Annotated in this window: 11 protein-coding genes and 1 tRNA gene; 7 read left to right on the top strand and 5 right to left on the bottom strand. The window is 48.9% G+C overall.

Annotated elements, in window-relative coordinates; all coding sequences use genetic code 11:
* Positions 1-2 precede the first annotated feature (2 nt).
* From ACVA58_RS20635 to ACVA58_RS20665, 7 genes are all read left to right on the top strand, one after another.
* A complete protein-coding gene (locus tag ACVA58_RS20635) occupies positions 3-506 on the top strand; it encodes a phosphatase PAP2 family protein (RefSeq protein WP_446512253.1) in 504 nt (167 codons plus the stop codon).
* Positions 507-520: 14 nt separating this feature from the next.
* Complete coding sequence (locus ACVA58_RS20640; protein ID WP_446512254.1) at positions 521-1,627, top strand: MJ1255/VC2487 family glycosyltransferase; 1,107 nt, start codon at positions 521-523, stop codon at positions 1,625-1,627.
* Positions 1,628-1,975: 348 nt separating this feature from the next.
* Positions 1,976-2,932, top strand: coding sequence for a transcriptional regulator LeuO (gene leuO, locus ACVA58_RS20645; protein ID WP_446512255.1), 957 nt, complete (start codon positions 1,976-1,978; stop codon positions 2,930-2,932).
* Positions 2,933-3,228: 296 nt separating this feature from the next.
* Positions 3,229-5,043, top strand: coding sequence for an AMP-dependent synthetase/ligase (locus ACVA58_RS20650; RefSeq protein WP_446512256.1), 1,815 nt, complete (start codon positions 3,229-3,231; stop codon positions 5,041-5,043).
* Between the two features lie 581 nt (positions 5,044-5,624).
* Complete coding sequence (locus ACVA58_RS20655) at positions 5,625-7,343, top strand: acetolactate synthase 3 large subunit (protein WP_446512257.1); 1,719 nt, start codon at positions 5,625-5,627, stop codon at positions 7,341-7,343.
* 1 nt (position 7,344) lies between these two features.
* The gene (gene ilvN, locus ACVA58_RS20660) at positions 7,345-7,839 is read left to right on the top strand and encodes an acetolactate synthase small subunit (protein ID WP_255043053.1); all 495 of its coding nucleotides are present in this window, start codon (positions 7,345-7,347) and stop codon (positions 7,837-7,839) included.
* Between the two features lie 147 nt (positions 7,840-7,986).
* Complete coding sequence (locus ACVA58_RS20665; RefSeq protein WP_275937938.1) at positions 7,987-8,115, top strand: hypothetical protein; 129 nt, start codon at positions 7,987-7,989, stop codon at positions 8,113-8,115.
* Positions 8,116-8,126: 11 nt separating this feature from the next.
* Here ACVA58_RS20665 and ACVA58_RS20670 read toward each other — a convergent pair whose 3' ends face one another.
* The 5 genes from ACVA58_RS20670 to dnaG form a co-directional block, all read right to left on the bottom strand.
* Entirely contained in the window at positions 8,127-8,753 is a 627-nt protein-coding gene (locus tag ACVA58_RS20670) for a GntR family transcriptional regulator (RefSeq protein ID WP_446512312.1), read from the bottom strand.
* A gap of 293 nt (positions 8,754-9,046) precedes the next feature.
* The gene (gene pykF / locus ACVA58_RS20675; protein WP_446512258.1) at positions 9,047-10,459 is read right to left on the bottom strand and encodes a pyruvate kinase PykF; all 1,413 of its coding nucleotides are present in this window, start codon (positions 10,457-10,459) and stop codon (positions 9,047-9,049) included.
* 655 nt (positions 10,460-11,114) lie between these two features.
* Positions 11,115-11,190: transfer RNA gene (locus ACVA58_RS20680), tRNA-Ile, on the bottom strand.
* 195 nt (positions 11,191-11,385) lie between these two features.
* Positions 11,386-13,227 carry an RNA polymerase sigma factor RpoD gene (rpoD, locus tag ACVA58_RS20685; RefSeq protein ID WP_446512259.1) on the bottom strand — a complete coding sequence of 614 codons (1,842 nt, stop codon included), beginning with the start codon at positions 13,225-13,227 and terminating at the stop codon, positions 11,386-11,388.
* A gap of 93 nt (positions 13,228-13,320) precedes the next feature.
* Positions 13,321-15,081, bottom strand: coding sequence for a DNA primase (gene dnaG, locus ACVA58_RS20690; protein WP_446512260.1), 1,761 nt, complete (start codon positions 15,079-15,081; stop codon positions 13,321-13,323).
* Between the last annotated feature and the right edge of the window lie 124 nt (positions 15,082-15,205).

Here is a 15,205-nt window from a genome sequence, read left to right on the forward strand (position 1 = left end):
AAATGACCTTACTGACACCGTTACAGCGATTGGATTACGCATTTTCAGCACTTTGCCTTTGCCACCGCTTCAATTTACAAGTTGCGCGCTTGAGTCGTGCTGTATCCCATACGGGAGATGGTCACTTGTATCTGATTTTTGCGGTATTGGTATGGGTAGCTGATCCTCTGCAGGGAGCAGAAGTGGTGCAAAGAGGGTTACTTGCATTTGCCCTTGAGCTTCCCGTTTACCTCATTCTAAAAAACAGTTTGAAGCGCAATCGTCCGGTGGCGTTGCCGAGTTTTATTACGCCGTCGGATAAGTACAGCCTACCATCGGGCCATACTGCGGCGGCCTTTGTTATGTCCTCGCTCATCACGGCATTCTATCCGGATACCGCTTGGTTTATTTGGCCGTGGGCGATAGCGATAGGTTTTTCCCGTGTACTGCTAGGCGTGCACTATATCACTGATGTCATTGCTGGAGCCTTGCTGGGAATACTTTGCTTCCAGTTGGTGAGCTTCTGAGGAGCAGTTAATAGATGAAGATCCTTTATGGTGTCCAAGGGACTGGTAATGGCCATATTTCACGGGCTCGCGAAATGGCCCGGGCATTTTCGACATTGGGGGCTGATGTCGACTTCCTGTTTTCAGGTCGCCCTGATAACCGCTATTTTGATATGGAGTGCTTTGGTGATTTCAAAATCCGGCGCGGGCTGACCTTTGCCACTGAAAATGGTGAGGTAAGCCGTTGGAAAACTCTCACCAGTAATCATTCAGCGACGTTCTTACGTGATGTTCGCAACCTCGATTTATCGGCCTATGATGTGGTACTTAATGATTTTGAGCCAGTCTCGGCTTGGGCGGCGAAAAAACAGAAAATTCACAGTATCGGGATCAGCCACCAAAACGCTTTTTTGCATGACATCCCGACCCAGGGGCAGACTTGGTTTGATAGTATGGTACTGCGCCGCTTTGCCCCGACGGCTCAGCAGTTGGGCGTCCATTGGTTCCACTTCAATCAGATGATCTTGCCGCCGATTGTGCCGATGAGTGAAGTCTCGCAAGACAGCGAGCAATCGGTGTTGGTTTACCTGCCTTTCGAGAACCTTCAGGCGGTGCTTGATTTGCTTACCCGTTTTACCCAAGTCCGTTTCTATTGTTACCACCCCGAGGCTAGCCATGACAGTGAGTATGGCAATGTCAGTATCCGCAGACTTAACCGGGATAGTTTTCACCATCGGTTGCACCTTTGCCGCGGAGTGATAGCCAACGGTGGATTCGAGCTACCTTCAGAGGCGATGAACTTGGGCAAGAGACTGCTGCTCAAACCATTGTATGGCCAATATGAGCAAATCAGTAATGTTATGACTTTAGAAATGATGGGGCTGGCCAGTTCAATGAGCTACCTCGATCCCGCTGCGGTGAGAAACTGGCTGGACAGTGACTCTGTCGGCCGGGTGATAATACCAGATGTGGCAACGGCTATCGCACGCTGGGTGCTAACGGGGAACTGGCATAACTGTGATGAATTATGGCAGCAGCTGTGGGAGCAGGTGGAGTACCCAGAGGTCGTCGAAGAGGCAATGGTTGAATGGTATACCAATCATGACGCCAATAACTATAAATCGCCGATAACGACGTTTTAACATCTGTGGGCTTGTTGTTAGTTAAAGGGCCTATTTAGGCCCTTTTTTCTTTCTTCTAACTTTTTAATTTTGCTTATAATTATAGCTTTATTTTAATTATAGATATTTTAGATCTTTTTATATCAGCCTTAAGCCTATGTATTGTTTGTGTTTGTATTCTGAATTCAGTTTTTTATATATAACTGCATCAATTTGCTGATGCTCGCCTATTTATTTCGTCAATCTATTTGAAACATACTGGCCTCACCCCGCAAGAGGGAGTCAGTTTTCAGAGGCATCGGATTGCCCAACTATTCACCGGCGGCATAACGGATTTTGCCCCATAACGGTAATTTATAGAGGCAAATAATGGCACGCAGAAATTCATCTATTCACCCTGCTGATGGGTATAAAATGGAATCCAACTTACGTAGTGTTGATCTAAACCTACTGACCGTGTTTGACGCGGTTATGCAGGAGCAAAATATTACCCGTGCAGCGCACAACCTGGGTATGTCCCAACCGGCAGTGAGCAATGCCGTTGCGCGATTAAAAGTGATGTTCAACGATGAGCTGTTTATCCGCCATGGTCGTGGGATCCAACCTACTCAACGTGCCAAGCAGCTATTCGGTCCGCTTCGCCAGGCGCTGCAGTTGGTGAAAAACGAATTGCCCTCCTCTATCTTTTCGCCGGAGACATCGACCCGCACCTTCAAGCTGGCTGTTTGTAGCCCGTCTGATATGCGTTTTGCGCCTCGTATTTTGAGCAATGTGGCTGAGCAGGCACCTTGCGTCCGTGTACAGGTTGAAGCCGAACTGGATGCCGAGCTGACTCAGAAAATGCGCTACCAAGATATCGACTTTGTGATCGATTATGTACGTTTCGATGAGCCAGGCTTCTGCAGTACCGAGTTATTTAGCGATGAGCTGGTCGTCGTGACTGCCGGTAATCACCCGCGTATTGGTGAGAGCATTACTGAAGCAGAATTCACCCAAGAGCAGCATGCAATTATGAAGTCGATCCCTGGGGTGAAGATGTTTGCCGATCATATCTACAACAGCCATGCTAGCTATCAGGAAGCTTATCAAGGGGCAAGCCTGAGCAACATTATGTATGTCGTTAGCCAGTCTGAGCTGATTGCCGTAGTACCACGCTGGCTTGCTAATGTGACTGCCGCCAGCCAGCAGTTGAAGGTTTTGCCACTTCCTGTGGAGTCGGCCAAGATTTCGGGTTACCTCAGCTGGCACGAGTCATCACAAAAGGACAAAGGCCATATCTGGATGCGTGACCAGCTACTAGCCGTGTGTGGTGACAGCTCTTTCTAATAGGAATGAATATCTTTTTTGAACAGAAGCCAGCGATTGCTGGCTTCTGTTTTTCATAATGAGTCAGATTATGCCGTTATACTATTAGTTGACGGTCAGTTAGACGTATTTCCTTACATTTTGTAGCCACGCTATTAGGGAAAGGTAGAGCCTTTGTAATATCTGGCTTTTCAGTTCTGGTCGTACCAGGTAAATGGGGATTTTGTGAGGTCACAGAGTTGCCTTTCTCCCTACGTCACGGGTAGACTCCCCAGCGGAATAGGCTTACAGGTGTAAGCCCGAATGGCAGAGTAGTTATGGCTAAACGTGAATTTCATATCGTCAACCGTATTCGTTCTCAAGTTGAACGTTTAGGTGATCAGGTTGCATTACGCCACCAAGTGGCAGGTCAATGGCAGGATATCCGCTGGAGTGAGTTCGGCGAGCAGATCCAACAGCTCGCGTTGGCTATGGTTGGACATGGTCTGAATGTCCAAGATAAGGTCGGTATCTTCTCCAACAACATGCCGCGATGGACAGTGGCTGACTTCGCAACCTTATATAACCGAGCTATAACTGTCCCAATTTATCCAACCAATACCCCACAGCAAGCCGCATACATCATTAATGATGCCGGGCTCCGTATCCTGTTTGTTGGCGAGCAATCTCAGCTTGATGCTGCTGTTTCTGTCGCGGGGGATTGCCCTGAGCTTGAACATATCGTGGTGATGGGTGACGTTGAAAGCCTGACTGAGCATCCGCTGGTGATCCGTTTTGAGGATTTTGTGGCGGCAGCTGAGACAGCGACGCAAGACGTCTTGGCCCAGCGTTTGGATGACGCGGCAATGGATGATCTGCTGACCTTGATTTACACCTCGGGCACCACGGGTACGCCGAAAGGGGTGATGCTCGATTACGCCAACATCGGTTCACAACTTGAAGGCCACGACCAGAAGCTGGCACTGGAAGAGGGCGATGTGTCGCTGTGTTTCCTTCCCCTGTCGCATGTTTTTGAACGTGCATGGACCTTCTATGTATTGCACCGTGGAGGGGTGAACTGCTACCTGTCTGATACCAACCTGCTTAAAGAAGCCTTGGCCGAGGTGAAGCCGAATGTCATGGCGGCTGTGCCAAGGGTTTACGAGAAGATTTTCTCTACCGTCCACGACAAGGTTGCCCGTGCACCTTTCCAGCGCAAGGTTATCTTTACCTGGGCGGTCAATATGGGCGCTCGCATGGCCCTGGCACGCCAAGAATGCCGTGAGCCATCTTGGATACTGAAAAAGAGCCACGCCCTGGCTGACAAGCTAGTATTGTCGAAGCTACGCACCATTCTTGGCGGCAACATCAAGTTTATGCCGTGCGGTGGAGCCAAGTTGGATGAGAGCATCGGCCGCTTCTTCCATGCTATCGGTATCAACGTCAAGCTGGGTTATGGTATGACGGAAACCACGGCGACGGTATCATGCTGGGATGACAAGTGCTTCAACCCAGATTCAATCGGTATGTCAATGCCGGGCGCCGAAGTGAAGATTGGCGAAAACAACGAAATCTTGGTGCGTGGCCCGATGGTGATGCGCGGCTATTACAACATGCCGGATGAAACCGCCAAGAACTTTACCGAGGACGGCTTCCTGAAAACCGGTGATGCGGGCCATATTGATGAGGAAGGTAATGTCTTTATCACTGACCGTATCAAGGAGCTGATGAAGACCTCCGGCGGTAAGTATATTGCCCCGCAGGTGATTGAAGGCGCCATTGGTAAAGATCACTTTATCGAGCAGATCGCGGTGATTGCCGATACGCGTAAGTTCGTATCTGCCCTGATTGTACCTTGCTTTGAAACGCTTGAAGAGCATGCCCGCGAGCTGAACATCAAGTATCAAGATCGGATGGAGCTGGTCAAACATAGCCAGATCATCGAGTTGATTGAAAAGCGGGTGGTTGAATTGCAAAAAGACTTGGCCCGTTTTGAGCAGGTGAAGAAATTCACCCTGCTGCCGAGCGCGTTCTCGATGGATAAGGGGGAGCTGACGCCGACCCAGAAGCTACGCCGAAAGGTGATCCATGATCGCTATCACCAGCAAATCGAGCGTATGTACGAAGAAAGCCACAAGGCGGCGAGTAAATAATACTCAGCGCCAACCGGATTGGAAAAGGAGAGCTTCGGCTCTCCTTTTTTATATCTGCCAATTGGCCCTGTTAATTACGCTTACATCGATGCTGCTATTGGGAGCCTTTCGTGACTTAGCTGGTCAGCTGGTTTGAGCAGTTAAACCTTTCGGTTTAAGTTGATTTTTCGAGAATATATACCGTAAATTCACAGTCTTTTAGCGATTATCCTGATGGATATTTGCTCATTTCAGCCGAAACTTGTTAACTGCTTTAGACCAATAGACTTGGTTGATAAAAAAACGTTACAGTTGTTGCGGATTACTGCTTGGGTTATGACTCTGAGCAGATGACATAGCGTGAAAGCATGATTTCATTTTATTAGGCTAAAAATAAGCCCTAACTATGTTATATCAGCCTGTATAGCTAATTGAGGTGGCCATGAATATTTGGCTGCTGTATTCCGGTTGTGGGCTAGCGCAACCCGTGCTGATCTCCTGCTGCTTGCTCCTCCAGCCAAGCCGTCGGTATCAGGCCGCTAGTCGACGACCAGGAATGAATTAGCTATGCAGGGTGGTATACGCGACCTGGAGGCAGAAATATGGAAATGTTGTCCGGCGCCGATATGATTGTTCGTTCGATGATCGATCAAGGCGTGAAACATATCTTCGGATACCCTGGCGGTTCAGTACTCGACATCTATGATGCGCTACATGAGAAAAGTGATATTGAGCATGTGCTGGTGCGCCATGAGCAAGCAGCAGTCCACATGGCTGATGGCTATGCCCGAGCTACTGGTGATGTCGGGGTAGTACTGGTGACATCCGGTCCGGGAGCGACCAATGCAATCACTGGTATTGCAACTGCGTATATGGACTCCATTCCAATGGTCGTGTTCTCAGGCCAGGTTATGAGTAATCTCATCGGCAACGATGCCTTCCAGGAGTGTGACATGGTGGGTATTTCTCGCCCTGTCGTCAAACACAGCTTCTTGGTGAAAAAGCCGGAAGATATTCCTGAGATCATCAAGAAAGCCTTTTATATTGCCTCTAGTGGCCGTCCTGGCCCGGTTGTCATTGATATTCCCAAAGACATGCTCAATCCCGCCGAGAGTTATCCATATAAGTATCCTGAGTCTATTGCGATGCGTTCGTATAATCCGACCACTCAGGGTCACAAGGGACAGATTAAGCGTGGTTTAAAAGCTTTGCTCGCCGCCAAGAAACCAGTGTTGTACGTTGGTGGTGGTGCGATCATGGCAGATTGTAGCCCGCAGCTTATACAGTTGGCCGAAAGTCTGAATATTCCGGTCGTTAATACCCTGATGGGCCTGGGTGCATTCCCAGGCACACACAAGAATAATCTGGGTATGCTGGGGATGCACGGTACCTATGAAGCCAATATGGCGATGCATAACTCGGATTTGATCTTCGGTATCGGCGTGCGTTTTGACGACCGTACAACCAATAACGTCGAGAAGTACTGCCCGAATGCCACCATCATGCATATCGATGTCGACCCGTCGTCTATCTCCAAGACGATTGCAGTTGATATTCCTATTGTCGGCTCCGCTGATACGGTACTTAACTGTATGTTGAAAATGCTCGATGAGCAAAGCGGCCACAATGACGATGCGGCGATTGATAGCTGGTGGAGTGAGATAGCGTCGTGGCGTGGTCGTCAATGTCTTAGCTACAGCAAGGATAGCGAACGTATCAAGCCGCAGGAGGTGATTGAGGTTCTGCACAAGCTGACAGACGGTGATGCCTATGTGGCTTCAGATGTCGGCCAGCACCAGATGTTTGCTGCGCTATATTACCCGTTTGATAAACCACGTCGATGGTTGAACTCCGGTGGTCTTGGCACCATGGGGTTTGGTCTTCCCGCAGCAATGGGGGTGAAATTTGCCCTGCCTGATGCCGAGGTCGTATGTGTAACGGGTGATGGCAGTATTCAGATGAACATCCAGGAGCTGTCTACGGCATTGCAGTATGATATCCCGGTTAAAATTATCAACCTGAATAACCGTTTCTTGGGCATGGTGAAACAGTGGCAGGATATGATCTACCAAGGTCGTCATTCCCATTCTTACATGGATTCGGTGCCGGACTTTGCCGCGATTGCAGAGGCTTATGGCCATGTCGGGGTACGTATTTCCGATCCGAATAAACTGGAAGAAGAGATGGAGAAAGCATTGGCGATGAAAGATAAGCTGGTGTTTATTGATATCAGCGTCGATGAGACCGAGCATGTCTACCCAATGTTGATCCGCGGTGGGTCAATGAGCGAAATGTGGCTGAGTAAAACGGAGAGAACTTAATATGCGCAGGATTGTATCAGTACTTCTTGAAAATGAGCCGGGCGCATTGTCACGGGTAGTGGGGCTGTTCTCCCAGCGCGGCTATAACATTGAGTCTTTGACGGTTGCCCCTACCGATGATTCCACCTTATCTCGATTGAACATTACCACCAATGTTGAAGATGCAGCATTGGAGCAAATTGAGAAGCAGCTGCATAAGCTGATTGATATCCTCAAGGTCAGTAATGTAACCGAGAGCGAGCATCTCGAGCGTGAGCTGATGCTGGTCAAGGTCAAAGCAAGCGGTTTTGCCCGAGCGGAAGTCAAACGGACTGCCGATATCTTTCGTGGCCAAATTGTCGATGTGACCAGCCAGATCTATACCGTTCAACTAGCCGGTACGGGTGAGAAGCTTGATGCTTTTATCTCGGCAGTCGGAGAAGCGACCGAGATTATCGAGGTCGCCCGCAGTGGTGTGGTCGGTATCGCAAGAGGTGAACGAGCGCTTAAGGCCTAATCGTCGATCGAGAGAATGTCTTAGGTATAAAACACCCGGTGCTTTCACCGGGTTTTGTTTTTTTGCCTCCCTGAAAGTCTAGCCTTATTAGACTAAAGTCTAATAAGGCTAGGTGCCAACTGGGTAGTATGGCACTAGGGGGAAGCGATGAATCATAAATTCTTGGCAAGGCTGACGGTACTTGGCCTGTTGTTGCTCGGTTTCAATGTCAGCGCCTTGTATTTCTTACTGGCGGTATTAGTGCTTAATACTCACCACAAGGAGATCTTCTGGTAGTGCTTGTGTGACTACTCCAGATCACCTTTAATCATTTCTAAGGCACGCTCTGAATGCGTCGCTATAATTGCTAGCGCCTGTTCGGTATTACGGTCCAGTACCGCCTTCATCATGGCCTCATGCTCGCCATTGTCGTGGTAGCGCTCTTCATACTGGCGGTAGCGACTGACCCAGATATGGCGATAGCGTTCGATTTGCTCATATACCTGGCGATATAACGCCAACATCGTTGGTGACTGGCTACCTGCTAGCAGCGCATGGTGGAAGTCGCTGTGTCGTTGCTCCCATTCGCAAAAGTCTGTGTCGGCTTGTGCCGGATTTAATCGACTCAGCTTGTGAAAACTGGTGAGGATATTGATTTCCCAAGTCTCATCCCCGTGCTCAATGGCACGTTTTAGTAGGATCTTCGAGAGCTCTTGATTGGTATTGAACAGATCTTCCAGCTCAGCTGCCGAGACGTTGGCAACCCAGCATCCCTTCTGTGGAGCGAAATGCACGTATTTACGCCATGCCAGTTGGACAAGGGCTTCACGTATCGGGGAGGCGCCGACGTCGTATCGTTGCTTCAGGTCGGCAACAACCAGTTTTTGGCCGGGGGACAATTCACCAGTCAATATATCCTGGCGGATCATTTCCATGACTTTATCGGCAAGGGTAGGGCTGGACACGTTCTTCCTCATTGTGTTAATTCAGCGCAAAATGCACAGTGTTATCCGCAAAGAGTAACCTAGAGGGGGTATGTCTTGGGGGTATACTGCATGGTGAAGTATATCGAGGAAAAAAGTGGAGAGCGATTGCTAAGTTTCATAATTGTGAGAGGTCACCACAGATCATTGATGCGATTGGTTAGGAAACCAGCAGGGATGCTATGACCGAACGGAATAAAAAACGGGAGCCGAAGCTCCCGTTTTAACAATCAGCGAAATGACACTTATAGTACGTGTACAGAAGCTGTGTTAGTTGTGCCTGAAGCAACTAGAGCGCCAGATACCATAACAACGATATCGCCTTTAACGCCTAGGCCAGTTTTCAGTGCAATCTCTTTACCGCAAGTGTAGAACGCGTCAGTGTTGTCGATAGACTCAACAACAACTGGAGTAACACCTTTAGTAAGAACTAGCTGTGCAGCCGTCTTAGTGTTAGTTGTTACTGCGATGATGTTTGCAGTTGGGAAGTACTTACGTACTGAACGTGCAGACTTACCCGCTTCAGTTGCAACAACGATTAGTGGAGCAGCTAGTTTCTCAGCTGTGTCTACTGCACCTTTACATACCGCTTCAGTGATACGTAGGCGTGGGCTGTCTAGGCGAGAACCTAGTTCAGCTTTCAGTGCGCCATCAGTACGTGAACAGATTTGAGCCATGATAGAAACAGACTCAACAGGGTATTTACCCTTCGCCGTCTCACCAGATAGCATTACTGCATCAGTACCGTCCATTACGGCGTTCGCTACGTCACCGGCTTCTGCGCGAGTTGGACGTGGGTTGTTGATCATCGAATCAAGCATCTGAGTTGCAGTGATAACCATCTTACGAGCACGGTTACACTTCTCGATCATCATCTTCTGAGCGAAGATAACTTCTTCAGCTGGGATCTCAACACCTAGGTCACCACGAGCAACCATGATACCGTCAGATAGCTCAAGGATTTCGTCGAAGTTGTCAACGCCTTCCTGGTTCTCGATCTTAGAGATGATGTGGATGTTTTCGCCGCCGTTTGCAGTAAGGATCTCACGGATTTCCTTAACATCAGACGCTTTACGGATGAAAGAAGCCGCAACGAAGTCAACGCCTTGCTCACAACCGAATACTAGGTCAGCTTTATCTTTTTCAGATAGTGCAGGAAGGTTTACTGAAACGCCAGGTAGGTTAACACCTTTGTTTTCACCTAGGTCACCGTTGTTAAGTACTTTACACTTAACTTCAGTTTCTGTGGTTTCTAGTACTTCCATTTCGATCAGGCCGTCGTCAACAAGGATAGTGTTGCCTTTTGCCAGGTCTTTAGCGAAGCCAGGGTAAGTTACCGCCACGCGATCTTGGTTACCGATTACAGAAGTGTCAGTTGTGAACGTGAACTCCTGACCAGCAACCAGAGAAAAGTCTTGACCGCCTTCAAGCTTGATAGTACGAATTTCTGGACCCTTAGTGTCTAGAAGAATCGCAAGTTGCTTACCAGTGTTGGCCATTACTTCACGGAAGTTAGTGATGCGTGCTGCATGCTCTTCGAAGTTACCGTGAGAGAAGTTAAGGCGCATTACGTTCATGCCAGCGTCAACTAGCTTAGTAAGCATTTCTACAGATTCTGTTTTAGGTCCAATCGTACATACGATCTTGGTCTTTTTCATTGAGAATGGTCTCCGGACGAACTTTTACCCATGGGAAATTTGAGTCACAGGTTATACCTGAAAAAACGTGCGATTGATGTTGAAATACGCCTACAAAGTGTGGCGAACGTCAAACAAATGCAACGTCACTCCAGTTGTCGTCTGTGACAATACAAATTTTTCAAAAATATTGCCTTACAAAAGCAGTTGAGTTGCTTTTGTAAGGCATCTCTTGTGAGCCAAAGCTGCCTTTAACACCGAGAGGGTTATTGGCAAGATGTCATCAGTATACTGTAGCTGAATGACGCTTGTGTGTCGGCCTGACATAAATCGGCTGGTCACACAAGGGGCGTATATTAGCATAGTCAATCTGTTTAATCACCTTGTGATAACGCGCAAATTTTTAACGCCTACTCAAAGAGAAGCTGAGATTATCTACATATTTCACAGATTTTTTTTGTTTCTTATCAATTGATGATTTATTTAGGAGGGAAAAATAAATCATAAGCGGTTAGTTGGTTAAGGTTTCAGCAAGTGTGAGCGGGGTTGCGCTACGAATGGGATGGCTTCATCTCTGATGACATACAGCAGCCGATGGAAATCGCAAATAGACAGAAGGGTTTGTGGAGCAAACAGCAAAAAGCCTGATGAGTTTCCTCATCAGGCTTTTTTAATTTGGTGGCCCCTCCCAGACTTGAACTGGGGACCAAGCGATTATGAGTCGCCTGCTCTAACCACTGAGCTAAGGGGCCGAATGGGTGAAATTATATGGGAAGGCTGTGGGCTTGTCTAGTGATTAAAGTGTTTGTTTTGCTTGCTTTTTAGGCAGTTAACAATGTTTACTTATTCTCGTTGGCAACACAAGGTAAGTACTTGATGGTGTAAACGAAAGACATAAAAAAACGGGCCCGATGGCCCGTTTGTATCGATCGTGTCAGGATGCGTGGTTATTCATCCAGGAAGCTGCGCAGAACATCTGAGCGGCTTGGGTGGCGTAGCTTACGCAATGCCTTGGCTTCGATCTGACGGATACGCTCACGAGTAACGTCGAACTGCTTACCTACTTCCTCAAGGGTGTGGTCAGTGTTCATATCGATACCAAAACGCATACGTAGTACCTTGGCTTCACGTGGTGTCAGGCCAGCCAGTACGTCGTTGGTTGCCATACGCAGGTTGGTTGCCGTTGCTGCATCCATTGGTAGCTGAAGCGTAGTATCTTCAATGAAATCACCTAGGTGCGAATCTTCATCATCACCGATAGGGGTTTCCATTGAGATTGGCTCTTTGGCAATCTTCAGTACTTTGCGGATCTTGTCTTCCGGCATCTGCATACGCTCGGCCAGCTCTTCCGGCAATGGTTCACGGCCCATTTCCTGCAGCATCTGGCGAGAGATACGGTTCAGTTTGTTGATTGTCTCAATCATGTGAACCGGGATACGGATAGTACGTGCCTGATCAGCAATCGAACGAGTGATAGCCTGACGGATCCACCATGTCGCATAAGTCGAGAACTTGTAACCACGGCGGTATTCGAACTTATCGACCGCTTTCATCAGGCCGATGTTACCTTCCTGGATTAGATCCAAGAATTGAAGACCACGGTTGGTGTACTTCTTGGCAATCGAAATAACCAGGCGCAGGTTAGCCTCAACCATTTCTTTCTTCGCACGACGAGCTTTCGCTTCACCGATTGACATGCGGCGGCTGATGTCTTTGATACGCTCAATGGACAAGCCTGTGTCTTGTTCCAGAATACGCAGTTTGGTCGTCGCACGACGAAGATCTTCTTCGTAGTTCTTCAGGCGTTCTGCGTAAGGCTTACCAGAGTTCAGCGCTTCGTCAATCCACTCTGAAGAGGATTCGTTACCGGCAAAAAAGCCGACAAAGGTTTTCTTCGGCATCTTGCTGTTATCGACACACATACGCATGATCAGACGTTCGTTGGTGCGAACCTTATCCATCGACTCACGCAGTGAGCTGATAAGCTTATCGAACTGTTTAGGGATCAGGCGGAATTGCTTGAAGATATCAGAAAGAGCATCAACGGCTACGGCTGTTTTTGGATCCTGACGGCCGTGGGTGTCAATCGCCAATGCCATGTCGTCATAGGCAATTCGCAGCTCATTAAACTTCTCACGCGCGAGTTCTGGATCAATACCAGTATCTTCTTCTTCGTCATCCTCGTCTTCGTCTTCTTCCAGATCTTTGTCTTCATCTTCAAGATCTGCATCGCTTAACTCAGAGCCGATGTGCGTGGCTGTTGGTGCTGCGGTTGCTTCTTCATTCGGGTCAACAAAACCAGAAATGATATCTGTCAGGCGAAGCTCCTCGGCTTCTACCTTGTCAAACTGCTCAAGCAAGTATGCGATGGCGCTAGGGTATTCGGCAACAGAGCACTGAACCTGGTTAATACCATCTTCAATGCGCTTCGCGATATCAATCTCGCCTTCGCGGGTAAGGAGTTCAACTGTACCCATTTCACGCATGTACATACGTACTGGGTCAGTGGTGCGGCCAATTTCGCTTTCAACACTTGAGAGGGCCTGGGCCGCGGCTTCAATCGCGTCTTCGTCCGCATTGTCTTCTGTCATCATCAGATCATCGGCATCAGGGGCAGTTTCAACCACCTTAATACCCATGTCATTAATCATCTGAATGATGTCTTCCACCTGATCAGAATCAACGATGTCTTCTGGTAGGTGGTCATTTACTTCGGCGTAGGTCAGATAGCCTTGTTCCTTGCCTTTAGCAACAAGTAACTTTAGCTGTGACTGCGGATTTTGCTCCATAGACGATATCCAACTTAGGGTCTGATTGAGAATAGTAGTATGCAGATATGCAAACCGATAATTATAACAAATTTCTTAATTGATGACTACTTACTAGCCGGGACGGTTGAGTATCAGCAACTGCAATTCCCGCTTCTCTTCGACTGATAAGCCGACGGTTCTCGATTTAGCCTGCAACTTTTCGATTTGTTGTTTAACGCACTGGTCAATGACTTTGTCCATTGCGTCAAGAAAAACATCTAGAGTGTTGTCCTCTTCCTTGGCGAGAGGTAGCTGCCAGGCCGCTAGACGAGCCAGCATCCCTTCGCTTTTGCTTCCGCGCCAACCCTCTAGAAGTTGTCCAGTTCTAACATTGGGGTTTGCCCGACATTTTTCAACTACTGTTATCAATAAATTTAGTCCAGCAACATCAATTCCTTCAAATGCCGCCATATCAAATTCTAGGCTATTGACAAATCCTGGGTTCTGGATGAGCAACGCGATCACTTCCCGCATCGGGGTGCGCTTAATTTCAGGCTGGCCAACTTTCTTTGGTGCGTCGGCCCCCTGTTTAGAGATTAGCTGTTGCAACTGGCTTTCGTCGGGTAATCCCAGTTTTCTGCCCAGCATCTCACGTAAATATAGCCGCAGGGTACCGCCCGGTACCTTGTCGATAAGCGGCACTGCCAGCGTACTGAGCTTGGCTTTGCCTTCGTTACTGCTGGTATCGACTTGCTGGAGTAGGGTCGTGAACATGAAGTCTGATAGGTTCATCGACTGGTTGACTTGCTGCTCGAACCCTTCTTGGCCGTACTGGCGGATATAGGTATCGGGATCCTCGCCATCGGGCAGGAACATAAACTTGAGCTGGCGGCCGTCGTTGAGGTAGGGCAGGGCTTGCTCCATTGCACGCCACGCGGCATCACGGCCGGCTCGGTCGCCATCGTAGCAACATACCACGGTACCGGTCTGGCGGAACATCATCTGGATGTGATCGCCGGTGGTCGAGGTGCCCAGCGAAGCAACGGCATAGTCGACCCCGAATTGGGCCAGGGCAACAACATCCATATAGCCTTCTACTACCAGTAATTTTTCCGGTTCGCGGTGGGCTTGTAGGACTTCGTATAGGCCATAGAGCTCACGGCCCTTATGGAAAATCGGGGTTTCCGGTGAGTTGAGGTATTTGGGTGTACCGTCCCCCAGTACCCGGCCCCCGAAGCCGATCACTCGGCCACGGCGGTCGTGGATCGGGAACATGACCCGGCCACGGAATCGGTCATAGCGGCGGCCGTTGTCGTTTTCGATCAGCATGCCGGCACTGACCAGCGCCTGCTGGGCCTGCATGTCGCGGCCAAAACGGTTACGGACCTGATCCCATTGATCCGGCACAAAGCCGATACCAAACTTTTTGACGACCTCGCCGGATAGCCCGCGATCTTTGAGGTAGTCGATCGCAACCTCACCTTCCTGGGTGCGTAGCTGACTTTGGTAGAACTGGGAGATCTGCCCCATCATATCGTACAAGCCGAGCTTTTCTTTGCTGCGGGCGGCAGGCTGGCCGCCACCGCTGCCTTGCTCGCGCGGTACTTCGAGGCCAAGTTGCGATGCTAGCTCATCGATCGCCTCGACAAATTCCAGACGGTCGAATTCCATGACGAAGTCGAGAACATTGCCGTGGGCACCGCAACCAAAACAGTGGTAGAACTGCTTTTCCTGGCTGACAGAGAATGAGGGGGTCTTTTCGTTGTGGAACGGACAGCAGGCGCCAAAGTTCTTGCCCTGTTTCTTGAGCTTAACTCTGGCATCCACAATATCCACGATGTCATGCCGGGAGATGAGATCATCGATAAATGTACGTGGGATTTTTCCTGCCATAGCGTGGTGTTACCTACTGCGTGTGGGGGTGCCAAATCAAAGTGTTATCGCTGATGATAGCACTTTGATTTGGCATCGTAGAAATATAATTGACGGGAAGCTGAATACGAACAAGCCGCGCAGT

This window comes from Photobacterium sp. DNB22_13_2 (genome assembly GCF_052873915.1).